Below are 24,719 nucleotides of genomic sequence, written 5' to 3'. Positions count from 1 at the left end.
AGGAAGAGAAGGCAGTGCTGAACCTCCAACGACTTCGCATGCTTCGCGAATTGCAACGGAGGGGCACCCTCGCGCGCGTTGCGAAGTCCATGTCGTACACACCCTCGGCCGTGTCCCAACAGTTGTCTCTGCTCGAGCGGGAAGCCGGCGTCGTGCTCCTGGAGCATGTGGGGCGCGGGGTCCGGCTGACGGCCGAAGCGGAGAACTTGGTGAGGCACGCCGACGAAATCCTCGCGCAGATGGAACTCGCCGAATCCGAACTCGCCGGAACCCACTCCGAGGTGCGCGGAACGCTGCGCATCGGTTCATTCCAAACAGCGGTGATGACAGTTGCTTCGGCGGCTCTGGACATTCTTAACGAACGGCACCCCCAGCTGACGGTCGAAATCACCCAGAGGGAAGTGGGGGAGGCGTACGAAGGCCTCATGTCCCACGAATTCGACGTGATCATTGGGGAGGAATACCCAGGCCTCGCCGAGCCGGTTCGAGAAGGCATAGACAGGATCAACATGATCAGGGACCCGTTGAACCTGGTCATCCCCGGAACGGGTCCGTGGGCCAGGACGCCGCGAACCGTGCGGGACCTCGAAGACGCTCCGTGGGCCATGGACCCCTCGGACCAGCCGACGGGACAGTGGGCCCGAGGAATCTGCCGCAGCGCCGGATTCGAGCCCAAGGTCCGGTTCGACACCCGGAACCCGTTGATCCAAGCACACCTCGTCCGCACCGGCCACGCGGTCGCGCTGATCCCGGCCCTTCTCAGCGGCCAATACCTTGCAGGCACGCGATTGATCGGACTTCCCGGCGATGCACACCGGATGGTCTACACGTCCATCAGGACCGGGCGTGCGGGCCACCCTGCAATCCTTGCCTGCAGACAAGCCTTCCAGGCCGCCGTTCGAGGCGAAACCGCGCCCGAACCAGAGCTCAGGCTGAAGGAATAGTCAGAAGCGAACATATCTGCGCGCGAAACCTGCGGTCCGGGCAATGTTCAACAACGTTCAACACTGCGTTTTCTGACCTCAGATGAAGGTTTCTTTCTTTTCCTCTGCCTCTTGCGATGTGGGTCGATAGCCTGGGCTCAGACGCACCGGCCTACCCGGTGACCCCTGAGACGACAAGGGATTTGAATCGTGACTGCTTTCAGAAATTCGCAGAGCTGGGCGCTGGCCTCGCGCTTCGAGGCCCTGGACTGTCGTATCTGCTGAGCGGCGTCGGAGAGCACTGGACATTCCAAGGGTCATTGCGTTCACCGCCGCCCGAGCGATGTTCCCGATACAGACACCCAGGAAGAATTCCATGCCCCCATTTCACCGTTTCCCGCTGAAGAATGCCCGGTTGGCGCGAGCCGTTGCCGTTGGAATCAGCGCGGTATTCGTACTGGCCGGTTGCGGATCATCCGAGACCACCGGCGGGGGTCAGGCCAAGAACCCGGTGTCCGGAGGGACACTGAAATTGGCTTTCGACGCCGACCCCGGATGCGTGGACGGGCAACAAGCCGGTCAGAACGTCGCACTCAACGTGACGAGACAGGTCACGGACTCCCTGACCTACCAGGACCCCGAATCCGGAGAACTCGAACCATGGCTCGCCGAATCGTGGGATGTGAACCCGGACTCCACCGAATTCACGTTCCACCTCCGGGATGGTGTGAAATTCCAGGACGGAACGGAATTCACCTCCACGTCCGTGGAACACAATCTTCGAGCGATCCAGGACTTGGGAGCCAAAGCAAGTCTGGGTTCCACGTATCTCACCGGTCTTTCGGACGTAAAGACTCCAGACGAGCGAACGGTCACCGTACAATTCGATAAGCCCAACGCGCAGTTCCTTCAGGCGACGTCCACGATGACCCTGGGCTTCTACTCGGATTCGACACTGGGCAAATCGCCTGAGCAAAGGTGCGGGGGCGAGGTCGTGGGGACCGGCCCCTTCCAGCTGAAGAGCTACACCCCGCGGCAGGGCATTCGCCTCGACCGGTTCGAGGACTACGGATGGGCTCCCAAGCAGGCGAATCACAGGGGCCCGGCCTACCTCGACGCAATAGACATGTCGATCGTCCCGGAATCGACCGTCCGAAACGGGAGCCTGGCCTCCGGCCAGATCGACGTCGACACCGTTGTCCAGCCGCAAGACGAAGAGCTGCTTCAGGCTTCGAACTTCACCATCGTCGACCGGCCGAATCCGGGCGTGGTCTACAACTTCATCATGAACGAATCCCGGCCGTTGTTCTCGGACGCACGAGTGCGCCAGGCCGTAACCAAATCGATCAACCGCGATCAACTGCGGGCGCTGCTTTCGCGCTACCAGGAACCGGCGACTTCGGTGCTCGCAGGCTCCACGCCTGACTACCAGGATTTCTCCGGACTGCTCAAACACGACCCGGACGGTGCCGCCAAACTGCTGGACGAAGCCGGCTGGACGATGAACTCCAAAACCGGACTGCGGGAGAAGGACGGGAAAACCCTCAGTTTCACCGTCAAATATTGGCAATCCGCACCGTTCCTGGAGCTCGTTCAGCAACAGCTGAGGGAAACCGGTATCGAAATGAAACTTGAACAGACGACGGTGGCCAACACCGAAGCCGCCTCGCAATCCGGGGAGGCCGACGTCGAGTTCATGAACCTCACGCGCTCTGACCCGGACGTGCTGCGGACCGTTTTCGACGCGAACGGAGCCAACCGGAACAAGCGGGACCCGGCTCAGCTGGACCAGGCCCTCGACCAGAGCCTCGGAGTCCAGGACCCGAAGGAACGGAAGAAGCTCGTCGACGAGGCTGTTGCCTCCCTGATACGTGATGCCCACTCGGTCCCCTTGGTCGAGCTGTCCGGTGTGATCGCGACAGCGCCCCGGGTCAAGGACTTCAAATACGATGCTTCCTCGCGCATCGAACTGTACGACACCTGGCTGAACGACGCCGGCGGGAACGCGGGCTCCGGATCTCAGGAAGGCGACCGATGAACCCCTTGCTTGCGATGATCCTCCGCCGCCTGGGATTCGGCATTCTGGTGCTGTGGGCGGCCTATACCCTGGCCTTCCTCCTGTTGTACGCCTTGCCGGGCGACTCGGTGGCTGCGGTTCTGGGCGGTGACCTTTCGACGGCGTCCCCGCAGGAAATCGACGAACTCCGCCATCAATACGGGTTCGACCAGCCACTGGTCGTTCAATATCTGACAGCCCTCGGCAATGCCGTACGAGGCGACCTCGGAACGTCCTACACCACGGGCCAACCGGTTGCCGCGGCGATTGGCCAGGCACTTCCGGTCACGATCGAGCTCGCGGCGTGGACCTTGGCTATTGCGATCCCGGGCGGCATAGTTCTGGCGCTCGCGGCCGTGGGCGTCCGGAGCTCCTGGTTGCGGAATCTGTTGTCCGGGCTGCCCAGCCTGGGGGTGTCCCTCCCGACATTCTGGGTCGGACTGCTCCTGCTCCAACTATTCTCGTTCCGCCTGGGCGTCATCCCTGCAATCGGGGCGCAGGGTTTCGCGGGTGTGATTCTTCCGGCGGTGACTTTGTCCTTGCCACTCGGGTCGATGATCGCTCAAGTATTGCTGCGATCGCTCACTCAGGCGTGGAGCAGACAATTCGTGACGACTTATCGTGCCGCGGGCCTGGGCCGGCTCCGTCTTCTTCTCTCACATGCCCTGCCGCCGGCCGGGGTATCCCTTTTGTCGATCGCGGGCGTCGTTCTCGGCAACGTTCTGGGCGGTGCGGTGATCGTCGAGACCGTCTTCACGCGCAATGGCATCGGTCGTCTCGCGGAAACGTCGGTCACGGGCCAGGACATGCCAGTGGTACTGGGCGTGGTGGCCTTCTCCGCGCTCGTGTTCGTGGTGGTGAATCTGGCGGTCGACCTGCTGTACCCGGTGGTCGACCCTCGAACACGTCCCACGGGGAATCGACCAAAACGAGGCCGTGACGACTCGCAAAGCCAGGACCCGCACAAGAGTCCCCACCCCGACGCCGCGGCCACCACATCCGATACAGGTCTGCCGCGAGCCGACACCACCTCTCACCCGATTCAGGAGGCCAGATAGTGAGCACGAGCGAGCTTCCCTCCGGATCCACGAGTTCGGTACGACGCCCTGAAAACCCCCAAAAGCGTCGCCCACCGGCGGCCACGATGATTCGTGTGCCGTACGGACTCATCATTTCCGGACTTGTCGTTCTCATCGCACTCGCATGGGCGGTTCTGCCCAGCGTCTTCGTCACGGAGAACCCGTTACTGGGTGACCCCGATATTCGCTTGTCGCCGCCCGGAACGCAGCACTGGTTCGGTACCGATCACCTCGGGAGGGACGTATTTTCCAGGGTCGTCCAAGGAGCCGGGGCATCCTTGGGGACGACCGCCATCGCGGTCCTCATAGCTTTCTTCGTCGGAACCCTTCTCGGGTTGTTGGCAGGAACCGCAGGAAGCATCGTCGACACCGTGCTCATGCGCGTCGTGGATGTCTTGCAGTCGGTGCCTTCGCTCTTGCTTTCCCTCGCGGTCGTGGCCGCGCTGGGGGCCGGGACCGTCAACATTGCCGTCGCCGTGGCGCTGGCGTCCATACCGTCTTTCGCGCGACTCATGCGAGGCGAAGTCCTTCGATGGAGGAATTCTCTGTTCATCGAGGCGGCATCGATGTCCGGCATCCGCACGCCGGAGATCCTGGCCCGCCATATCCTTCCGCACGCGATCGGCCCGGTGTTTGCATTGGCCGCAATCGAATTCGGTGCCGCGATTCTCGCGATTTCCGCCTTGAGCTTCTTGGGATTCGGAACCCAGCCGCCCAATCCGGAATGGGGGTTGCTGATCTCCGAGGGAAGAGATTACCTCGCGAGCGCCTGGTGGCTGACCGTCATTCCGGGACTCGTGATCGCCGCCGTCGTCGTTTCCGTCAACCGCATCTCTCACGCCCTGCAGACCAGGAGACCATCATGACCATGCCCCATCGGGAAAATGTGCCACACCTCGTCGAGGCCACCGAATCGGCGGATTCCCCCGTGGCTGTCAGCTTGCGAGACCTCACCGTCCGGTACTCCGACGGCGCGGCCCCCGCGGTCGAAGGGGTTTCACTGACTGTCCCTGTCGGCGAAACCCTGGCAGTGGTCGGTGAATCCGGTTCGGGGAAGTCAACCACGGCCGCAGTTGCGGCCGGACTGCTGACTTCCTCCTCCCACGTGGATATCGCTGAGCAATCTCTGCTCGGCTCGGATATGCGGTCGGCATCGGAGAAGCAATGGAAGCGTGTCCGGGGAGACCTCCTGGGCTACGTTCCTCAGGACGCGGGGACGGGACTGAACCCCGTACGCACCATCACTTCGCAGCTTTCGGAATCCTTGCGAGAAGCCGGCCTTTCGCGTCAGCGGGCCAAGGAAGAGACGGGGAAAGCACTCGAGGATGTCGGCCTCGAAATCGACGTCCACGGCTCCCGCTATCCGCACGAACTGTCCGGTGGCCAGCGCCAGCGGGTCCTGATCGCGCTCGCATTGGCGCGTGGTCCGCAACTGGTGATCGCCGACGAGCCGACCTCCGCCCTCGACGTGTCCGCGCAGAAGAACGTCCTGGACTTGCTGGAGGCGCGAGTCGCCGACGCCGGAGCAGGCCTCCTCCTCATCACCCACGATCTCGGAATCGCTCGGGACCGGGCCGATCGAATACTCGTGATGGAAAAGGGCCGCGTTGTCGAGGAAGGCTCGGCAGCCAGCGTATTCACCGAACCTCAGCACGATTACACCCGGCGCTTGCTCAAGGCATCGCCGGCATTGCACGATGTGCCGCGTAAGCGTACTGGGCCCGCACCCCGCGGCGAAAGCTCGAGCGTGGTACGAGCTCAGGGGCTGAGCAAGACCTTCGGTTCCGGAATGAGGAAGGTCCAGGCGGTGGCCGATCTCGATTTGGACCTTGAACCGGGGCGAACACTCGGGATCGTCGGGGAATCGGGATCCGGAAAATCGACGACGGCCCGGATCCTGCTCGGCCTGGAGTCGTATGACGCCGGGCGGTTGGAGATATTCGGGCGGCCGTTCGGCGGCACAAAACGTCAGGCTCGGGAGCTCTCGACGCGCGCCCGGTTCGTTCACCAGGACCCCAGCGCATCGCTCGACCCGCGGTATTCCGTGGCCGCCTCGATCGGGGAGCCCCTGCGCGGATTCCGTATCGGAACACGTGCACAGCGCGAACGACGCATCACCGAGCTCCTCGATCTCGTGGCCCTGCCTCGGGAGTTGGCGGGTCGTCGGCCGGCAGAACTGTCCGGAGGGCAACGCCAACGCGTTTCCATAGCTCGGGCACTCGCGGTCGACCCCGAACTGGTGATTCTGGACGAACCCGTCTCGGCACTGGACGTTTCGGTTCAAGCCCAGATTCTTGACCTGCTTGCGGACCTCCAGGATCGTCTGGGGCTCTCCTACGTGTTCATCAGCCACGACCTGGCGGTGATCCGACAGATCTCCGACGACGTGCTGGTTATGGCTCATGGCCGGGTGATCGAATCGGGCCCCGCGGCGCAGGTCTTCGAGAACCCGCGCGAGGAGGCGACGCGGACCCTGATCAAGGCTGTTCCTGGATCTCGTTACGCGGCCGATGCGTTGGGCTCAGCGCTGAGCGCCTAAGTCTGAACTCGGTCCGCACGCGAACGGATTCCACGGAGTCCGCCCAGGTCATACGGGAGTCTCACCCGGTCATATGACGTTGGGCGGCCGGTGGATTACCTTCATGTGACGATCTGCCTGAACCGTGCGTCATGTCCTTTCGAGCCCGGTGGGAAGGCTGTAAGTTTCTGAATCAGGATCACGAGTACCGGTTGTGAAGCTCTGGCTGACCGGTCGGCAACCCTTTCCGCTGTGATGGGGTGCCCCAGATGAAGATCCGGCCGGGGGCAAACCGCTCCCCGGCAAGCACGGCGTTACGAGGCGAACTCGGCGCCCCGCCTTCGAGGGGATCACGATGTCAGCTGATAACAACCCAGTACCCGGAATCGGAACGGTGCAAGTGCACGGGGGTACGGCCAATCCGCCGACTGCGCGACCTGTGCATCCGCCCTTGTACCTGACGGCCTCCTACGAATTCGAGACGCTGCGCGACGCGCGCGAATGCTTCGGCCAGCGGGAACCCGGATTCACCTACTCACGCACCGGCAGCCCCACGGTGGGTCTGCTCGAGCGTCGGCTCGCGGAACTCGAAGGAGGCGTCGGTGCCGTCGCCACCGCTTCCGGTCAAGCTGCAACAACGCTCACCCTCCTTGCCCTGGCCGGTCGATCAGGTCAGAGCGATGACGGGGAGCCCCACCCGGAGGTCCCCGCCGGCCATGTGGTGGCATCCAACCGAATCTATGGTGGCACCGCCGATTTGCTCAACGACACTCTCGCCGAGGCAGGCATCCAGGTCACGTGGGTCAACCCGCATCGACCCGAGGAATGGGAAAATGCCGTCACGGCGCGCACTCGCGCGTTCATCGTGGAGTCCATCGGCAACCCTCATGCTGACCTGCCCGATATCCCCGCGCTCGCGGATATTGCGCATGCCACGGGTGCTGCCTTGATCGTGGACAACACTCTCGCGACGCCATATCTCCTGCAGCCCGGGAAACTGGGTGCCGACGTCGTAATCCATTCCGTCACGAAATACCTGACCGGAAATGGAACGGCGCTTGCGGGAATCATCGTCGACACTGGCCGGTTGACCCCGAGCGAGGCCCCCGCCCGATGGCCGCAGTTCACGGCTCCGCGGAGGAGATTCGGGAACAGATCCCTGGTCGAGGGGCACGGCGACCACGGTGCGTTGCTCCACCTCGTTCGCGCACAATTGCTCAACGACTTGGGGCCGAGCCTGGCTCCGTGGAATGCGCAACAAGCCCTCGAAGGAATAGAGACCCTCGACATCCGGGTTGAGCGCCATTGCCATGTGGCCGAGGAGATCGCGCGGCGACTGGCGACTCATCCTCGCGTGCGCTGTGTCCGGCATCCGAGCCTTCCGGGGTCGCCCGATGCGGCCATCGCCGAACGAGACTTTCCGCGCGGCACCGGAGCAGTCCTGTCCTTCGACATCGCGGGCAACACGTTGCAGGTAGAGAAATTCTTCGACAATTTGAAGCTGTTCAAGCTCGCCGCCAACCTGGGCGACGCTCGATCCATGGCAACGCATCCAGCGTGGACCACCCATTGTCGACTTACCCCCGAGCTCAGAGAGGCCGGGGACATCACCGAACAGACCGTTCGGCTGGCACTGGGCCGCGAAGAGGTCGACGATCTCTGGGATGATCTCTCCACGGCGCTCGGCTCCTTGTCCACATCCAGTCAGACGTCGGGCCGGGCGACGGCTCTCACGCGAGAGAAGGAGGCTGCTCACGTATGACCGCAGTCGAACAATCCACCGAGTTCAAGCAGGGTTCCGCAACCGATCGAGTGAATTCGACCCGCCCGGGGTTCAGAACAGCGGCCGTTCACGCGGGTCAGGAGCCGGACCCTCAAACCGGCGCCGTGATTCCTCCCATTTACCAGACGTCGACCTTCACCCAAGACGGAGTGGAAACGCTCAAGAGCGGATACGAGTATTCGCGAGGCGGAAACCCCACTCGGAGTGCTTTGGAGGTTCAGCTCGCGGCCGTCGAAAACGGTACGCATGCCTTCGCTTTCGCTTCCGGGATCGCCGCCGAGGATGCCCTGTTGCGTGCGACCTTGCGACCGGGAAACAAAGTTGTGGCCGCGGCGGAGACCTACGGAGGAACGCACCGACTCCTCAGCCAGTTGTATGCCCGATGGGGAGTCGAAACGGCCTTCGTGCCGCCTCAACAGACCGATGTGCGGAACCGGGTTCTGGCCGATCCGGAAGCACGGGTCGTTTGGTTGGAGACGCCGACGAACCCCTTGCTGACCATCGTGGATATCCAGGAATGGGCAGAGGCAGCCCATGCCGCAGGCGCGTTGTTGGTTGTGGACAACACCTTCGCTTCACCCGCGCTGCAGAACCCGCTGACGCTGGGCGCCGACGTCGTGGTGCATTCGACCACCAAATACATCGGTGGTCACTCGGATGTGCTGGGCGGAGCCCTCGTGGTCGGTGATGCGCTGTGGGAAGACCAGCCCCTGGCCGATCTCCTGCAATTCCAGCAATTCGCGGGGGGTGCGGTGGCCGGTCCCCAAGATGCGTTCCTTACCGCACGCGGTCTCAAGACCCTGGGTGTTCGGATCCGGCAACATTGCGAGAACGCCCAGACGGTCGCTGAGTGGCTGCGGGAGCACGAAGGCGTAGAACGTGTGTATTATCCCGGCCTCGCCGACCACCCCGGTCACGCTGTCGCAAAACGGCAGATGTCAGGGTTCGGAGGAATCGTATCGTTCCGCGTCAAAGGTGGAGAGGCCGCGGCGCGGAAGGTCGCGGAGTCCACTGACGTCTTCGGCCTGTCCGTCAGCCTGGGTGGTGTCGAATCGCTCATCTCCCACCCGGCGACGATGACCCACGGCTCCACGAGGGGCACGCCGGAGGCCCCGCCGAGCGACGTCGTGCGGCTCTCGGTAGGCATCGAGGACGTCGAAGACCTGATTTCCGACCTGGAGCAGGCCTTGAACCGATCCGGCGAGTGACGCCGCGCCCGTCCCGAGGACTTCAGATTCCGAGGGCGGGCGCGACCTCGGTTGCCAGCAGCTCGAGTGAGCGCAGCGTCTCCTCGTGGGTCGCCGGAGCGGAATGGACCTGGAAAGCGACCTGGGTCGCGTAGTCCCGGACGATGACGTCCTCCCGGAGGCGTGCCACGATCTCGTCCGGAGTGCCGAGATAGGTGTCCGTCGCGACCAGGAGCTCTTCATCGGAAAGGCTCGAGGTGTCATACCCCACCAGGCGATCGGCTTCCCCACGGCGAAGTTTTTCTGTCGTTCGCCGGACCAAATCCGAATGGTTCTTCGCGTCGACCGCGATGGCCGTCCGGGAGGCCATGATGCGAGGATCCGTGCCCTTGGGAAGTTCGGCCAGATACGCCTCGACCACAGGCACCTGGATCTCACTCAGCGGAGCATCCGTTCTGCCTGGCCGGGGCTGAGTCCGGGAGAGCATGAGCCCGTCCCCTCGGGAACCTGCGATCCCCGCGCCGAATGATCCGAAACTCGCCTGCCACAAGCGTTCGAGAAGTCCGGGCGCGGCGGGGTACAGTCTGTTTCCGCCCTCGGTCTCTCCCCCTTGCCACAAGGTTTCCAGAGTTTCGAGATGGGAAGCGAAGATCTCACCCCTGTCTTCGAAGGCCCGTCCGAAGGCCGGGAAGGATTGCGGATTTCCGCCCGACCCCAGGCCGATCTGGAGCCTTCCACTGGACAGAGCGTCCACCACGGCTGCGTCTTCCGCGACCCGAACGGGGTTTTCCATGGGCAGCGTGATGACGCCCGTCGCCAGGTGAATGCGGGCAGTACGTTCCGCCGCGGCAGAAAGCAGGACCAACGGCGACGGCAACCCGCCTTCGTTCTCGTGGAAATGATGTTGGGCGACCCACGCGCTGTGGAATCCCAGACGTTCCGCGGCGTCGATCTGTTCCAGGGCGGATGTGTACCGTTCTTGCGGGCTCACGTCTTCGAGGAGTCGAGTGAAGAATCCGAGGGTCTTCTTGCGTGTTTTCTCGCTCATGAACAGCCTTTCTCGTGAGGGGCTACCCGGAGGTCGTCGGTGCGGTCCTCAGAAGACCGGCCCCGGGGCTACGTCGTCTCCCGCTGAATCGGATAGGTATTTCCGCCCAGGTCCGGGTCGGGGAGGACATCGTCGGGGTCGATGAGTTCTACGCGGTGCCCGTCTGCCGTGAGGCGCCGCAGGCCCTCGAGGAACATGCGCCGGGCCATCTCGTCCAGTCGAGTGACTTTGGTCAGGTCAAAGACCATGGTCCCCGGATCGCATTCCAAGTTTGCCATGCGGTGGAGGATGGCTTCGGCCCCCGAGAACTGAATGACCCCCTGGAGACGGACCACGGTCTCATCCTCGCCTTCGCTGACCGAACGAATTGTGTTCGAACCGAAGATTCCGGCGTCGAGCAGGTGGAGGCCCATGTCCTGGGAGAGCTTATTGAAGACATTGACTCCGCGGACGCTATTCCCCTTGGAATCCAAGCGCGGGGAGAAGACGCCGATCCCGACTTGGCCAGGCAGGACACCGAGGATCCCGCCGGAGACCCCGGATTTGGCAGGGATGCCGACATCCGAGAACCAGGTGCCGGAGGCGTCGTACATTCCGGCCGAGACCATGACGGCCAGGACCTGCCGCGCGACTTCGCGACTCGCTACGCGCTCACCGGTGAAGGGGTGCAACCCTCGATTGGCCAGAGTGGCGCCCATGACGGCCAGGTCTCGCACAGTGACCTTGATAGCGCACTGGGCGACGTATCCGGCGACCGCTTGGTGGGCGTGCTCCTCGAAGACGCCTAAATTCCTGAGCATGTGCGCCAGGGCGAAGTTCCGGTCGGCCGTTTCCAGCTCGGACCGGAAGACGGAATGATCCATCTCCAGCTTGCGCCCCGCGAGACGAGAGAAGAACTCGACGGTGTGGTCGGCCCGTTCTTCCAGCGAGGATCCGTCGTCGGCGAGCATACTGTGAATCGTGATGGCACCGGCATTGATCATGGGATTCTTCGGCCGGTTTGTGCCTTTTTCAAGAGAAAGCTCATTGAAGGCCTCGCCCGTGGGCTCCACGCCGACTTTGGCGGCGATGGCCTCCAGGCCCCGGTCCGTCAGCGCGGCGGCGTAGGAGAAGGGCTTGGAAATCGACTGGATGGTGAACTCTCGTTCGTCCTCGCCCACGGAATAGGTGCGACCGTCGATCGTCGTGAGGGCAATCGCGAAAACGTCCGGATCGGCTTTGGCCAGTTCTGGAATGTAGTCAGCGAGTTCACCCCCGTCCATGTCGGTCGTCTCTTTGTAGAGCTGGTGTAGGTACTTACGTACGGGAGACTCCAAGAGTTCCTTTCGGGATCGGTGCGGGTTCAACGTTCTACGGAGGATGTTGGCCTGTCACGAGCCTATTTCATCGGGTGGGGGCGGCGCCCGGGGAGCAGTGCCGTGCCTCTGTGACCGTGATCCAACCGGGGGGGGCTGGGGAGAGCCGCGGTCAATGACGTCGGGGACTATTTCCGCATCCCTGGCGACGTGGACGTTGCGGCCGTAGCCGACGACGCCGGATACGAGCGCATACGGGTTGAAGGATCCAAGGGTGTTTGGTTCGTTGACCCGGAAGCGCTTGCTGAGGTGACGGAAGGTCAGTCTTCCGGGCCGTCGCTGGGTGTGACGGTGTTGTCTCCCTTTGACCCCCTGATCTGGACGCGGGCTAGGCTGCGTGACGTGTTCGGAAAGCATTATCTTTTGGAAGCCTACAAGCCGTCTACGGCGCGGGAGTTCAGGTATTTTTCGATGCCCATCCTGGCGGGGCGCCGGCTGGTCGGCCGGGTCGCGGCACGGGCGAAAGCAGGGGCCGTGGAGATCGAGAACTTCGAGTGCGATGCCGAAGTGTCCGCCTCCGCCATCCGTTCGGCGGCGAAAACCCAACTCGAGAAGTGGACGATGCCTGTTCGGCTTGACCCGAGGTGACTCATCCTATCTTCCGTTCTCCCGCTTGCTCAGAACGGCGAATACGGAGTTCATGAGCGCGGAATATGCCACGAGCGCGAAGTACTGAGCACGCGGAAACCAAAGCCCGCCAGAGCATTTCGTCTATCCAGAAATGTAACGCCAGCATGATGAGACCGATGGAAATCATGACTTCAATGAGTCCGAAAGGCGTTTCACGGCCGTATGGCGGAGAAGATCCTCAAAGGACCCGCCGTTGACAATGAAGAGTAGGGACAAGACGCAGCACGTGAGTATCTGAGTGGCAATGGATGAAACGCCGACGCTTGTGTCGCCCGAAGCGCTCCTAGGACTTCGCGTCGCGGAGAGTCCGCAGGGCGATGATCGCCGCAGCGATCATCAGCACGACGCCGATGCCCGAGGTCAGCGCCACTCCTGAGTCGAAAGCCGAGCGAGCGGACCTCAACAGTGCGTCCCCTGCGGGGCTCCCGATCTGGGAGGCGACTTCGGTCGCACCCCCGAGGGTTTCCCTCGCGGTGTTCCTAGCGGATTCGGGAACCTCTGAGGGCACCGTGACGTTGGTTCGGTAGGCGGCATTGAGGATCGACCCCAATACCGCGGTGCCGAGGACGGCGCCGGTTTCGTAGGCAGTTTCCGAGATCGCGGAGGCCGCACCGGCTTTGTGCGCCGGGACCGCGGCCAGAATGAGGTCGTTCGAAATGGTTTCCGCGGCCCCGATTCCGGCGCCAAGGACCACAAAGGCCAGGATCAGACCCACATCCGATCCCGCCGGACCGGCGACGGTCATGATTCCGAACCCCACGGCATTCAGGGTCAGCCCGCCGGCGACCACGTGCGACGGCTTGAAACGACGAACGATCGGTACCACGGCCAGTCCCGCGACGATCGTGGCCGCAAGGCCCGGGATCAAGACGACGCCGGCCTGCATCGGCGTCATTCCGCTGATGAGCTGTAGATGCTGGGAGACGAAATACAGGAATCCGACGAGGGAAAACACGCTCAGCAGGTTTGCACTGACCGCACCTGAGAAAACGGAGTTGGTGAAGAGGCGGACGTCCAACATGGGGTCGTGCCGACCCAGTTGGCGGCGGACGAACCAAACGCCCGAACCCACCGCCACGACGAGGCACAGCAAGGCGTCGATCCCGAAGCCGTCGCTCGCGAACGCCTTGATGCCGTAAACCAGGGGCGTCATGGTCGCCATGACCAGGAAAATGCTCGGAATATCGATGCGGCCTGGCTTCGGGTCCTTGGACTCGGGAACCAGAAGCGGGCCGAAGACGAGGAGCGGTACAAGCATCGGTACGGCCAAGAGGAAGATCGAGCCCCAGTAGAAATGCTCCAAGAGGAAACCACCCAGAATCGGGCCGAGGGCAGCGCCGCCCGAGAATCCTGCTGCCCAAATGGCGATGGCTTTCCGGCGTTCATTCGGTTCCACGAAGATATTGCGGATCAGCGACAGGGTGGCCGGCATAAGCACCGAGCCGAAGAGCCCCATGGCGGCCCGTGCTGCAATCAACCAGCCCGGGCTCGGGGCGAAGGCCGCGGCGACCGAGATGATAGTGAACCCGGTGCTGCCTATCAGCAAGAGACGACGCCGACCTATGCGGTCTCCCAAACTGCCCATCGGAACCAGGAGGCCCGCCAGAACCAGAGAATATACGTCGACGATCCACAACAACTGCGTTCCGGTCGGGTTGAGGGCTGCCGAAATGGGCGGTAATGCGAAAGCCAAGACTGTGTTGTCCACCGCAACCAGGAGAACCGGCAGCATCAGGACGACGAGCGCGACCCAACGGCGGTCGTGCAACGGCGGACGCCCGGCACGGCGCTTTGAGGCGGTGGACATGGCCTTTTCCCTTCATATCACGGCACTAGATGACGATTACTGTACCGTCTGGACGGTTTAGTGCCAAGACAGTATGGTCGACATCATGAGTGCGAAAAGTCGTGTCCTGGATGCCTATGAATCGATCCTGATCTCCGAGGGGGAGCGCGCGGCGACGATGGACGCAGTTGCCGCTCGTGCCGAGGTTTCAAAAGGGGGACTGCTTTATCACTTCAAGGACAAGAACTCCCTCGCCGACGGGTTGATCGAGCGGCTCCTGGAATATGCCGCGGACGACAACGCGGCAATGCGAGCATCTCCGGAGGGCCCCTCCAGATATTACGTGCGTTCCTCGGCCTTTTATCTCGGCAACGAATCGAGCCATGGCGCACCCATTGATCGCACGTTTGTTGCGGTTTTGAGTTTGGGTCAAGAGGCCCAGCCCAAAGCGCGTGAAGCGATGAGTCGCATCCACTCGGACTGGTACAACATCATTCTGGAAGAGGTGGGGGAGCCCGTGATTGCCTCCGCGATACTTCTGATCGGCGATGGCCTGTACTACAACGCTGCGCTCGCCGGCGGATCGGTCGATGACGTGCTGGCCCCCGCCCCGGAAACTGCCCTGGGGGCCTCCTTGGTCAGTTCGCGAGGGCTCGAAGATCTTCTGGAAGTAGTGGACAGGCTCAAGGGCAACGCCAGTTGAGCAAGGGTTCTGGTCCTAAACGGCACCGAGTTTTTCGGTGAATGAGTCGACCATTCGACTCATGATCTCCGTCCCGAGATCATCCAGTCCTGGGCCCAATTGCCCAAAAACTTCCATGCTGATGCATCCCACGATGCTTCCCCACGCTTCTATTCCGAATGCGGCGTGAGTTGCAGATGCATCGATTCCGAGGCCGGCGAGCTCAGAATCGAGACGCTCCGCGAATTTCCTGCTGGGCTCGGGGTAGCGGATCCTGGCTGCTGAAAAGATACTGAGGAACATCCCGATCACTCGCGTGCCCGGACCTGTTGTCCTCTCGGCCGGTGCCGCGTACCCGGGAACGGGGGATCCATAGATCAGAGCCCATTGTTCACGGTGTTCCAGGGCCCATTCACGCATCCCGAGAGCCAGAGCGCGGAACTGTTGTGCGGGCGCTTCCGACGCTTCGATCTTCCCCGCCACGTGGTCGGCCAGGGAAGAGTAGGAATCGACCACGAGCAGTGTGAGCAGTTCGTCCCGGCTGGCTACATATCTGTACACCGCGGACGAGACGACGCCGATTGTCCGCGCCACCTCGCGCAAAGAGAGGTTTGCTGCTCCTCGGGACACGAGCTGTTCTCGACCCGCCGCGATGATGGCCGACTCCATCTGGGCTCTGGACTCTGCCCTGGATTGATGTGGGGTGTTCATGGTTTCAGTGTGCCATTTTCAACAACCGAGAGCACTGCTCTTGTTTAGGGTCGGACTTGAGAATAGTCTGGTGTCATCAAACAGAGAGCAGTGCTCTCGGATGGGTGGTTATCATGAAATTTCTCGTTACCGGCGCTGGGCAGATCGGCTCGCAGCTGGTCTCGGATCTGGTCTCGGGCGGTCACGATGTCGTCGTATTGAGGCGTCGGAATTCGCCCGTAGAGGGGGCTGCGGTTGTCAGTGGGGACGTGCTGGACCGCCAGCTGCTCCGGAACGCGATGACCGGCGCCGCCGCGATCTTCCACTGCGTCCATACGGCGTACGACGCGAAAAAGTGGAAGGAATTCCTGCCGAGTCGTGAACAGGCGGTCATGGACGCTGCGGCAGATGCGGGCATTCCCGTGATTTTTCCCGAATCGGTGTACGGCTTCGGGGACCAGTCCGTCGATCTGCGGGAAGGGGCCAAGGTGAATCCGTGCAGCCCGTTGGGTGAGGTCAGGGCGTTATTGTTGACCGCCCGAAAACGGCATCCGGCCCGTACCGTAAGTGTTGTGGCGTCGGATCTCTGGGGGCCGACCGCCTTGCCGGCGACGTCGGTGGCCCACCTGGCCGTGCTTGTCCCGCGTCCTCACGGCAAGCGGGGTTATGCCTTGGGGAATCCGAGCCTCCCACACACGCTGACGTACATCCCGGACCTTACTTCCGCGATGATTTATTCGGCGCTGCATGCAGGGGCGCTCGCTCCTGCCGGCGACCGAATTCTTCACGCTCCTTCATCGGAAACGGGATCCTTGGAGGATCTCAACAGGCTGGTTTCCCTGCGTTCCGGCGTGCGGTACAAGAGACTCCTTCCCATACCGAACCTGTTGCTGGGGGCCGCAGGGTTGGTCAGTCCGATGATGGCGGAATTGAAGAATCAGGCATATCTCTGGAACCGCCCCGCGATTCTCCGGCCGGGGGTTCTCGCCGAAGAACACGGTCTCAAGGCCACTACCTTTGAGGAGGGCGTCGAGGCGACCGGAACCCGATAGCGAGACTCTCGCACCCGGGTATCGGCCCTCGGTGCGGCGTTCGTTTGCATTCAGGACGGTCGTGTGGCGGAGAAGGCTCCGCCGTCCAACATGGTTTCGAGCATATGCACCCGAGCCCTTTCGATGCCCGCGGTCACGACGTCCCTTATCTCTGACTCGTCGCCGCTGCGTATGGCGTCGATGAGCCGACCGTGGTTGACCGCGGTATACGGCTTGCCGAGCTCCTTGCGCAGGTTCAGGAATCGCTCGATTTCCTCGTTGAGGGCAGTGACGGTTCGCAAGAGGATGGGCACGCGGGCCAACTCTGCGATGCGGACATGAAAGATCCGGTTTGCTTCGTTCCTGGCCGTGCTGTCGGAACCGGCACTCACCGTTGCTTCGCTCAACGTCTCGAGATCATCGAGTTCCTCGGTGGTTGCGCGGCGGGACGCGAGGATTGCAGCCTCCGGCTCGAGCAGCGCCCGCAAACGGTACGTATCCTGTGCCTCCGTAAAATCCACGCTCTTGACGAAAGTGCCTCGGCGGGGAATGACCACGACCAAGGCTTCACGCTCAAGGAGATTGATGGCCTGGCGGATCGGCGTCTTGCTCATGTCGTATTTTTCGGCCAGCCACGCGTCCACGATGACCGCTCCCGGACGCAAGTTGCACCGGATAATGTCTCGCTTGATCGCCTCATAGGCCCGATCCGCCATCGACATCTGGCGCTCCATGCCGGCCTCCGTTCCGCCTTTGTTGACTATTGACTTCCTTCGGACCCTAGTCTAGCGTCTATCAGAAATATCACGGGAATGTCACCGTGATCTCAGGTGGTTCACCTCCACCCGCCGCCGATTCATCCGGCAGTGCAGGCCCAAGGCAAGGCGATGAGGATGACGAAGACGTCAGACGATGTGATCGAGAGCGTTCCGCTCAACCGCTTCTACCGTGCTCTGAGCGCCATCGAAAGGGCAGGAAACCGGCTTCCGCACCCTTTTTGGCTGTTCGTCATCCTCATCGCTGCCTTGGGGGCGGTGAGTGCCGTCCTCGCCTCTTTGGACGTGAGGGTCACACTTCCCTCCTCGGGAGAAACGGCGGCCGTGAAGAACCTATTTTCTGTGGAAGGCGCCCAGTACGCGATCAAGAATGCGTTGACGAATTATGCGACGTTCCCGCCGCTGGCAATGGTCGTCGTCGTTCTCCTGGGCGTCAGCGTCGCCGAGCGCAGTGGGCTCCTGACCGCGCTTCTTCGATGTACAGTCGGCCGCCTTCCCAAACGCCTGCTGACGTTCGCGATCGCCTTCAGCTCCATGACCGCGCACATCATGAGCGATTCCGCGTATTTGGTCATGATTCCGCTGGGGGCCCTCGCTTTCCGCGCAGCCGGACGTAGCCCGGTCTTGGGCCTCATGGTCGCTTATGCGGCCACGGCCGTCGGATTCAACGCGAGCCCATTGGTTACGCCACAGGATGCCATTCGGTCGTCTCTGTCGACGGCGGCGGCTCAGATTGTCGATCCGGACTACGTGATGACCCCGGTCGCGACCTACTTCTTCACCGCCACGTCATCGGTCGTTCTCGCGGCCGCTATTGCCATAGTTGTGGATCGCCTCCTCGCTCGCAGACCCGAATTCTCGTCTTCCCAACTGGAGGCGGATTTCGAAGTGGCCGACACATTGTTCAACACCGACACTGCGAACAGCACCACGGCTTCGATCGGCACCATCAAGCTCTCGAAGACCGAGATGCGAGCCATTGCGGCCACGGCGGTGGTCTTCGCGGTCTGCGTCGTCGCGATCGTCCTGATGCTGCTGCCCGGGTCCCCTTTCCGCGGTGAGAACGGCGGACTGCTCGACTCGTACGTCGTCGAGTACATCGCGATATTCATCTCGATCATCTTTGCGCTCATGGGCATCACCTACGGCAGGATCACAGGCACGATCCCCCGGCTGGGCGACGTGCCGCCGGCTATGGCCGACGGCGTGCGTTCTCTGGCGCCTGTGCTCGTGCTCTTCTTCGTCGTCGCCCAGTTCCTGAGCTACTTCACGTGGACGAATATCGGCTCCGTCATCAGTGTCAATGGCGCAGACCTGCTCCGCTCGCTCCAGGCGCCACACCTGGTCATCCTGCTGACCATCATTTTTTCGATCTGCATCCTCAACATGCTGATCACGAGCGGATCGGCAATGTGGTCGATCCTTGCCCCCGTGGTTGTTCCGCTGGTCATGTACGTCGGGATGACCCCGGAAGCCGCGACGGTCGCCTTCATGATCGGCGACTCGGTCACCAACTGCATCACACCACTCAACGGCTATTTCGTCCTCGCTCTCGGCTTTGTCCAGCAATTTCGCAAAGGGGCAGGTATCGGAACCCAGCTCTCGTTCACGATTCCGATCGCAGGCGTCGTGTTGATCGTATGGATCGTGCTCTTTGTCCTGTGGTACTTGCTCGGCATCCCCCTCGGGCCGGGCGTGCCGATCCGCTGATCACCCCATTCATGTCAGGGACGGCAGATCGCCGTTCACACCACCAACGTAAGGATCTCCCATGGGAAGCATTGCAGTAATCGGAGCTGGCAACGTCGGCCAGGCGATGGCCGGCCATATGAAGCTGAAAGGCCACGATGTCCGTGTCTATTCACGCTTCGAACGGGACTACGCCGCGATCGAGCAGCGCGGAGGCATTACCCTTTCCGGCGAGATAGAGGGTAGCGCGGTACCGGATCTGTTGACGACGGACCTCGCGCTCGCGATCGACGGAGCGGACGTGGTCGTCGTGGCCGCACCCGCATTCGCGCACCCATATCTGTCCGAATCACTCGCGGACGTGCTGGAACCCGACCAACTGGTCATCTTCCAACCGGGGGTGCTCGGCAGCGCTCTCGAACTCACGAGGAAGACGAGGTTGGCCGGACGCGAGCCCGGAATCGTCGCCGAGACCTCGACCAGCCTGTACACCTGCAGACTTCGCGGACCGGCCCAGGTATACGTCGGTGCCATCAAGAATGCGGTACCGATGTCTGCCATCCCCAATCGCCAAACGGCCACCGTTCTCGACCGACTGGAGCCGTTCTTCGGCCAGCGCTACGTCGACGGCGAGGACACCCTTGCTGTCGGTCTCACGAATATCAACCCCGTCTACCACGTGCCTCCCGCAATCTTGAACTTCAAGACGGTCGAGGATGCCGCCCGCCTGCCGCAGCACACACTCGTCACACCTCGGATCGGAGAGGTGATCAACGATCTCGACGAGGAACGCATTGCATTCGGCCGTGCTCTGGGCGTTCAGCTGCCGACCTTCTGGAATTTCCTCGAAACATCGTATGGCGTCAATGAGGGCAGCTTCGTCGAGAGAGTGATCGCTGGGTACGGCCGTCAGGCCTTCCCGGAACCGGACTCCCTCGAGCACCGCTACTTCGTCGAGGACATTCCCTTCGGTCTTCTCACATGGAGTTCGATCGCATCGCAAATAGGCATCGCCATGCCTCTTACCGACTCTTTCATACACATCAGTCAGGTTCTCTGTGATCGCGATTGGGAGCTCGAGGGACGCACGGCATCGACCTTGGGCCTCCTCGGTGGCGACGCCGAAGCCATCAAGGAGGCGTTCGTCTCCGGTGAGTTCCCCGAATGAGCCGGACCGCACGCAATCCAAACGCCGCTTCGGCTGCCCACGTCAGGATGTGTTGCTTATTGGTCCCGGACCCGCATCACGGGTCTCGTTCTCACGGCGTACGAGCTTCTCACCGATGCTGTCGAACATCATTCCAGCGGAAGCGGCGATGAAGATCCAGGTTCCTGCATCCATAAGCCCGGGCGAGAGAAAGAAGATACTCCCGAGGACGAAGAGCGTATTACCGATCAGGCCGATCCAGCGGTGGAACCAAGGAAAATCGTGTGCAAGCTTGCCGATGGTCCACCGCATCTTCATCGTCCCTTTCGTGGCAGATCCCGGTTGGCCCTCCATGGTAAGCAGCCGGATCGGTCCTCGTCACGGCATCGGAGTCGGCGGCAGGATCATGCGGGATCTCATGGGGAACAGTGAAAATCGAGCTCTCCGTAAGACACCATGATCGGCCGGCCGGATGGGCTGTCAGGCTTCGACGCTTTCCTTGGTGTTTGAAGGTTCTTCGCGTTTGTCGGAGAGTTCTTTGCGGACCACCCATACCAACGCAACGGCCCACAGGGCCGCGATGGCCAACAGGATGACCGCGTAGGCGGCGCCCGGCAGGACTGCGTTGACGGCGTCGAGCTTCAGCAGGGTGCGGGCGTTGGTGAAGATGATGAGTCCACCCGCACCAACGGCCAAGAGTCGAGGAGCCAGCAAACGGACTAGCCATGCTGCTATGGGTGCGGCGATCACGCCTCCGATCAACAGCGCGAGGACAAACGGCAGGTTGATGCCTTGATGGCCCATGGCCATGAGGAATCCTGCCGAAGCGCCCAGACTCACCACGAATTCGGAGGCATCGATTGAGCCGATGACTTTGCGCGGCTGAATTTTGCCGGATGCGAGGAGCGTTGGGGTTCCCACGGGGCCCCAACCGCCTCCGCCGATCGCATCCATGAAGCCTGCGACCATCGCGAGCGGGACGAGCAAAAAACCTGGGACCTTGCCGGAGAAACTCGGGCGACGGTTCGGGATGCGCAGAAAGCGCCACACCACGTAGACCCCTAGAAGCAACAAGAGGGCGGACATGACCGGCTCTGCGCCATCGCCCGAAGCCGTGAGAACGTTGGCGCCGAAGAACGCGGCGATTCCACCCGGAACGGCCATGAAGCCGACGACGCGCCAGTCAATATTGCCGAACCGCCAGTGCGACGCCCCCGAAGCGAGCGTCGTACCGATTTCAGCGAGGTGGACGGTAGCCGAGACCGACGCCGGTGCAAGCCCTGCGGTCAGGAGCAACGTCGAGGATGTCACGCCGTAGGCCATCCCCAGCGAGCCGTCCACGAGCTGTGCGGCAAGTCCGATCAAACCCAAAAGGATCAACGTACGCATGGTCCGCTCCAGAGATTGAGGTATTCAAGTTCGAACACTCTATGGAGTGGTTGCGGGACCCCTCAAAGGATGCGTCGTGGCGTGTACCCAGGTGACACCGCGTTGCGACCGGCATCAACACATTTCACCGGCCGTCATACAATCACCGCTCCGGTCCCAGGGGCCGCGGACGGTCTCAGGATGATTGGCCGAGAACCGTGCGGATGTACTCCGCCGTGGTGTCGACAATGACGTCTGTGGCGTCCTTGACCTCTTGCGGCGAGTAGCCGAATGACGCCGAGTGCCGGGCCCACTCGTGCATGGCCAGGTCGTTCCACGAATCCCCGATGGAAAAGGTCTCATACCGATCGCCCAAATGCGCGTCGTCGAGCCATTTGAGGCCTGTGCCTTTGGTGCAGTCCGGCGGCACGATATCCAGGAAATCCTGATTCCTGTGGCAATCGACCTGGCCCGAGAAGTCGTTCAGGATCCACGTTCGGATTCGTTCGATCGCGGCGTCGTCGTTCTCTATCCACAAGGGGATGCCCACGAACTCATGATCTGGAATGTCAGAGAGTTTCATGGGCTGGAAATAGGAGAGGATAGAACTCGATTTCTCGCCGGTCGTCGAGGGGAATTGCACGTCATCGGGGGAGTCCAACGTCGTCCCGTAGACGGCAACGCCCTCTTCCGTCGTCATAGTCTCGACGATCCTTTGCACCGTCTCGTTGGGCAATGTGTGGCTCATGAGCACGGCGAAGTCGGCATCCGTGACCGCACCACCCGTGTACAAGACGTAATAGTCGAACCGCAGGCCGGTCCCGTTCAGAGCGTGCCGGGTTGCAGCAATCGATTTTCCCGTTGCACACACCGCAAGATTGCCCGCCTCCTGCCAGTCGTGGATCGCGTCGATGCTGCTCTGGGCGATTTTTCCGTCAAAGACGAGCGTCCCGTCCAAGTCGAAAGCCATGAGCTTCGGCGCCATGAAGACTCCTTAGTGGGGTGGGTCCGAAAATGCCTCTGACCACTTTACGGCTCCGCGGGGGGCTCCCGCTCATCCTCGGTCTGTGCATGCACCACCAGGATAACCAGGTGAAATACAACACATGACGTTCTGTTGGCCGGTAAGCTCCACACCGAGGCCTCTGCCAAGGCGCGGCAATCGGCACGGACACACGACGACGATATCGGATGTCAGGGAATCGACGAGGGAGACACTATGGACAAGAGCGCGGGCCGGACGGAACTTCCCGAATTGGCAACTGCGGAGGCCTATTACGAGGACCGAGGAGATGGAAATTTCCGTTCTTCGATTCACGCCCAAGGGGCGTGGAACGAGCACGAGCAGCACATGGCTCCGGCGTCCGGGATCATGGCCCACTGTCTCGCGCGGCATGAGCCGCGAGAAGATATGCGCATTGCCCGTATCAGTTTCGAGATTCTCGGTCTCATTCCGGGTGGTGACTTCGAGGTCGTGACATCGACTGTTCGGCCCGGCAAGACCATTGAACTCCTCCAGGCGGAGCTGACCGCCGGCGGTCGTGTGGCAATTCGGGCCACGGCGTGGCGGCTGGCTACCTCCGACACCTCTGAGATTGCCGCGACCGAAGATCCGAGCCTCCCCCTGCGAGCAGAATGTGCGAGGTGGAACGGCTATGAGGAATGGCCTGGAGGGTTCATTCGCTCGATCGAGGCGGTGCAGGCTCCGGGACATCGACCGGGCAGGGGGAGGGCCTGGATTCGCCCCACGGTTCCCCTGGTCGACCGCGTCGATTCGCCGGATTGGGTGAGACTGCTCGGCGTCGTCGACGCCACCAACGGGATCGCAACCCGAGTCCCAGCCGGTGCCGGGAGCTGGTTGTTCCCGAACGTCGACCTGCAAATCCACATGTATCGCGAGCCCACGGGCGAGTGGCTGGGCATCGACAATTCCGTGGCTTTCGGTACGGACGGAATTGGCCTGACGTCCTCGATCATTCACGACGAGCGAGGGCCCTTTGGGAGATCGGAGCAGATTTTGACCTTGAGGAAGGGGCCCGGCCAGTCCTGATTGCCTGAGACCTCGTGACCTCTGCGTGATCGGCGTGCTGGCTTTGCGTCAGCTTTCCAGTCACACTCAGGAACGCGCCGTGAAAAAGTCCGCGAAATTCTGCACCGTTGCCACGCTGGCCGGTGCCTTAGCCTTTGGTTGAGCAGCAGCCGCCAACGCACACGGCCGTGCACCCGAGGTCGAAGTGGCACTATCGAGACGCGATACTTCTACATGGACCTTTAGACGTCAGCGCCAACAGAGGCCGATAGGTGTTCTGTTGGCGCTGACGTGTGTCCAACCAGCAGCACTAGCCGCCTACCGGTGTGTACTGAGATGAAACTGAAACAACGGCCGAATGAGGAGCGCACTCCATGCGGATGGGGTGCTTTCCATCAGCAATGTGGTCCTTGGTCGTAAAGGAGTGGCCCTCCTGTCCAGCGCACTGGTATCTGGCGTTAAAAGTCCCGTAGATCGCTGGGTTATTTGGCTGTGTGCAATTGGCGTAGCCGATTCCGCCGTCGTGGTTGGTCGTACACGGCACCCCACCATCGTCTGCGTAGGCGGGGGCAGAAATCGCGGTGGTTCCCACGACCAAAGCCGCTGCGGCGAATCCTGTGGTGAGCGTTTTTCTGATCATGCCCTTCATAACTACTCCTTTGCTAAGTGATGTGGGTGACATGTCGTGGGCCTCACCCTAGGGAAGATCGCACCTCAATGACAAGTGAACAAAAGTTGAGTATGGGCTGGGCCTTATCGTTTTCCGCGTTTGCCTTGAAACCGGTTGTCTCGGACTCGGATTGATGGGGTTGAATCCGCTGCAGCGATGATATGGGTAGCAGGTCGCCGCTCAGGAATTAGCATAATTCACGGATTTCGGCGAACTTTCACGTATAGAACATGCGTCGGATTTTGCGCGGTTCCAGGTTCCGGATAATCTGC

22 protein-coding genes and 1 riboswitch are annotated in these 24,719 nt (G+C 61.9%); of the genes, 13 read left to right on the top strand and 9 right to left on the bottom strand.

What is annotated here, in order from left to right; translation table 11 throughout:
- The first annotated feature begins 14 nt into the window (after positions 1-14).
- The 7 genes from EWV35_RS08435 to EWV35_RS08405 all read left to right on the top strand — a co-directional run bounded on the left by EWV35_RS08435 (position 15) and on the right by EWV35_RS08405 (position 9,567).
- Positions 15-944, top strand: coding sequence for a LysR family transcriptional regulator (locus tag EWV35_RS08435; RefSeq protein WP_129660515.1), 930 nt, complete (start codon positions 15-17; stop codon positions 942-944).
- Between the two features lie 355 nt (positions 945-1,299).
- Positions 1,300-2,961, top strand: a complete 1,662-nt coding sequence (locus EWV35_RS08430; protein WP_129660511.1) for an ABC transporter substrate-binding protein — start codon at positions 1,300-1,302, stop codon at positions 2,959-2,961.
- Entirely contained in the window at positions 2,958-4,037 is a 1,080-nt protein-coding gene (locus tag EWV35_RS08425) for an ABC transporter permease (RefSeq protein ID WP_129660508.1), read from the top strand. Before EWV35_RS08430 ends, EWV35_RS08425 begins: the two co-directional genes overlap by 4 nt.
- Complete coding sequence (locus EWV35_RS08420; protein WP_238654313.1) at positions 4,037-4,924, top strand: ABC transporter permease; 888 nt, start codon at positions 4,037-4,039, stop codon at positions 4,922-4,924. The genes EWV35_RS08425 and EWV35_RS08420 overlap by 1 nt, the downstream gene beginning before the upstream one ends.
- The gene (locus tag EWV35_RS08415; RefSeq protein WP_238654312.1) at positions 4,921-6,597 is read left to right on the top strand and encodes a dipeptide ABC transporter ATP-binding protein; all 1,677 of its coding nucleotides are present in this window, start codon (positions 4,921-4,923) and stop codon (positions 6,595-6,597) included. The genes EWV35_RS08420 and EWV35_RS08415 overlap by 4 nt, the downstream gene beginning before the upstream one ends.
- A 176-nt stretch (positions 6,598-6,773) precedes the next feature.
- Positions 6,774-6,891: riboswitch (SAM riboswitch) on the top strand.
- A 40-nt stretch (positions 6,892-6,931) separates the two neighbouring features.
- A complete protein-coding gene (locus EWV35_RS08410; RefSeq protein WP_129660505.1) occupies positions 6,932-8,338 on the top strand; it encodes an O-acetylhomoserine aminocarboxypropyltransferase/cysteine synthase family protein in 1,407 nt (468 codons plus the stop codon).
- Positions 8,335-9,567 carry a cystathionine gamma-synthase gene (locus EWV35_RS08405; RefSeq protein WP_129660502.1) on the top strand — a complete coding sequence of 411 codons (1,233 nt, stop codon included), beginning with the start codon at positions 8,335-8,337 and terminating at the stop codon, positions 9,565-9,567. Before EWV35_RS08410 ends, EWV35_RS08405 begins: the two co-directional genes overlap by 4 nt.
- 22 nt (positions 9,568-9,589) lie before the next feature.
- Here the strand turns inward: EWV35_RS08405 and EWV35_RS08400 are convergent, their stop codons facing one another.
- Positions 9,590-10,594 carry a putative FMN-dependent luciferase-like monooxygenase gene (locus EWV35_RS08400; protein ID WP_129660499.1) on the bottom strand — a complete coding sequence of 335 codons (1,005 nt, stop codon included), beginning with the start codon at positions 10,592-10,594 and terminating at the stop codon, positions 9,590-9,592.
- Positions 10,595-10,662: 68 nt separating this feature from the next.
- Positions 10,663-11,910 (bottom strand): glutaminase, encoded by a 1,248-nt coding sequence (locus EWV35_RS08395; protein ID WP_129660496.1) that lies wholly within the window; start codon positions 11,908-11,910, stop codon positions 10,663-10,665.
- A gap of 135 nt (positions 11,911-12,045) precedes the next feature.
- Between EWV35_RS08395 and EWV35_RS08390 the strand changes: the two genes are divergently transcribed.
- A complete protein-coding gene (locus EWV35_RS08390; RefSeq protein WP_129660493.1) occupies positions 12,046-12,537 on the top strand; it encodes a DNA glycosylase AlkZ-like family protein in 492 nt (163 codons plus the stop codon).
- Positions 12,538-12,862: 325 nt separating this feature from the next.
- Here EWV35_RS08390 and EWV35_RS08385 read toward each other — a convergent pair whose 3' ends face one another.
- Positions 12,863-14,386, bottom strand: a complete 1,524-nt coding sequence (locus EWV35_RS08385; RefSeq protein ID WP_129660490.1) for an MFS transporter — start codon at positions 14,384-14,386, stop codon at positions 12,863-12,865.
- An 85-nt stretch (positions 14,387-14,471) separates the two neighbouring features.
- On the opposite strand from EWV35_RS08385, the gene EWV35_RS08380 reads away from it, so the two are divergent.
- Positions 14,472-15,068, top strand: coding sequence for a TetR/AcrR family transcriptional regulator (locus EWV35_RS08380; protein WP_129660487.1), 597 nt, complete (start codon positions 14,472-14,474; stop codon positions 15,066-15,068).
- 15 nt (positions 15,069-15,083) lie between these two features.
- On the opposite strand, the gene EWV35_RS08375 is transcribed toward EWV35_RS08380, so the two are convergent.
- Positions 15,084-15,758: a TetR/AcrR family transcriptional regulator gene (locus EWV35_RS08375; RefSeq protein WP_129660484.1), complete on the bottom strand. Its 675-nt coding sequence runs from the start codon at positions 15,756-15,758 to the stop codon at positions 15,084-15,086.
- 113 nt (positions 15,759-15,871) lie between these two features.
- Between EWV35_RS08375 and EWV35_RS08370 the strand changes: the two genes are divergently transcribed.
- Complete coding sequence (locus EWV35_RS08370; RefSeq protein ID WP_129660481.1) at positions 15,872-16,789, top strand: NAD-dependent epimerase/dehydratase family protein; 918 nt, start codon at positions 15,872-15,874, stop codon at positions 16,787-16,789.
- 50 nt (positions 16,790-16,839) lie between these two features.
- On the opposite strand, the gene EWV35_RS08365 is transcribed toward EWV35_RS08370, so the two are convergent.
- Positions 16,840-17,502: a GntR family transcriptional regulator gene (locus EWV35_RS08365; protein ID WP_129660478.1), complete on the bottom strand. Its 663-nt coding sequence runs from the start codon at positions 17,500-17,502 to the stop codon at positions 16,840-16,842.
- A gap of 159 nt (positions 17,503-17,661) precedes the next feature.
- Between EWV35_RS08365 and EWV35_RS08360 the strand changes: the two genes are divergently transcribed.
- Together EWV35_RS08360 and EWV35_RS08355 are read left to right on the top strand one after the other, a co-directional pair.
- A complete protein-coding gene (locus EWV35_RS08360; RefSeq protein ID WP_129660475.1) occupies positions 17,662-19,254 on the top strand; it encodes an AbgT family transporter in 1,593 nt (530 codons plus the stop codon).
- Between the two features lie 61 nt (positions 19,255-19,315).
- Entirely contained in the window at positions 19,316-20,401 is a 1,086-nt protein-coding gene (locus tag EWV35_RS08355; protein ID WP_129660472.1) for an NAD/NADP octopine/nopaline dehydrogenase family protein, read from the top strand.
- A gap of 42 nt (positions 20,402-20,443) precedes the next feature.
- Here the strand turns inward: EWV35_RS08355 and EWV35_RS08350 are convergent, their stop codons facing one another.
- The 3 genes from EWV35_RS08350 to EWV35_RS08340 form a co-directional block, all read right to left on the bottom strand.
- On the bottom strand, positions 20,444-20,698 hold the full coding sequence (locus tag EWV35_RS08350) for a YrhK family protein (RefSeq protein ID WP_165168458.1): 255 nt from the start codon (positions 20,696-20,698) through the stop codon (positions 20,444-20,446).
- Positions 20,699-20,860: 162 nt separating this feature from the next.
- Positions 20,861-21,769: a sulfite exporter TauE/SafE family protein gene (locus tag EWV35_RS08345; RefSeq protein WP_129660466.1), complete on the bottom strand. Its 909-nt coding sequence runs from the start codon at positions 21,767-21,769 to the stop codon at positions 20,861-20,863.
- A gap of 175 nt (positions 21,770-21,944) precedes the next feature.
- A complete protein-coding gene (locus tag EWV35_RS08340; RefSeq protein ID WP_129660464.1) occupies positions 21,945-22,733 on the bottom strand; it encodes an HAD-IIB family hydrolase in 789 nt (262 codons plus the stop codon).
- Between the two features lie 234 nt (positions 22,734-22,967).
- Here EWV35_RS08340 and EWV35_RS08335 point away from each other — a divergent pair, with 234 nt between their 5' ends.
- Positions 22,968-23,798, top strand: a complete 831-nt coding sequence (locus EWV35_RS08335) for a thioesterase family protein (protein WP_129660461.1) — start codon at positions 22,968-22,970, stop codon at positions 23,796-23,798.
- 289 nt (positions 23,799-24,087) lie between these two features.
- Here the strand turns inward: EWV35_RS08335 and EWV35_RS08330 are convergent, their stop codons facing one another.
- Complete coding sequence (locus tag EWV35_RS08330; protein WP_129660458.1) at positions 24,088-24,426, bottom strand: hypothetical protein; 339 nt, start codon at positions 24,424-24,426, stop codon at positions 24,088-24,090.
- Between the last annotated feature and the right edge of the window lie 293 nt (positions 24,427-24,719).

Source organism: Rothia uropygialis, assembly GCF_004137765.1.
GTDB lineage: Bacteria > Actinomycetota > Actinomycetes > Actinomycetales > Micrococcaceae > Rothia.
This window is presented reverse-complemented; position numbering and strand designations above follow the sequence as displayed.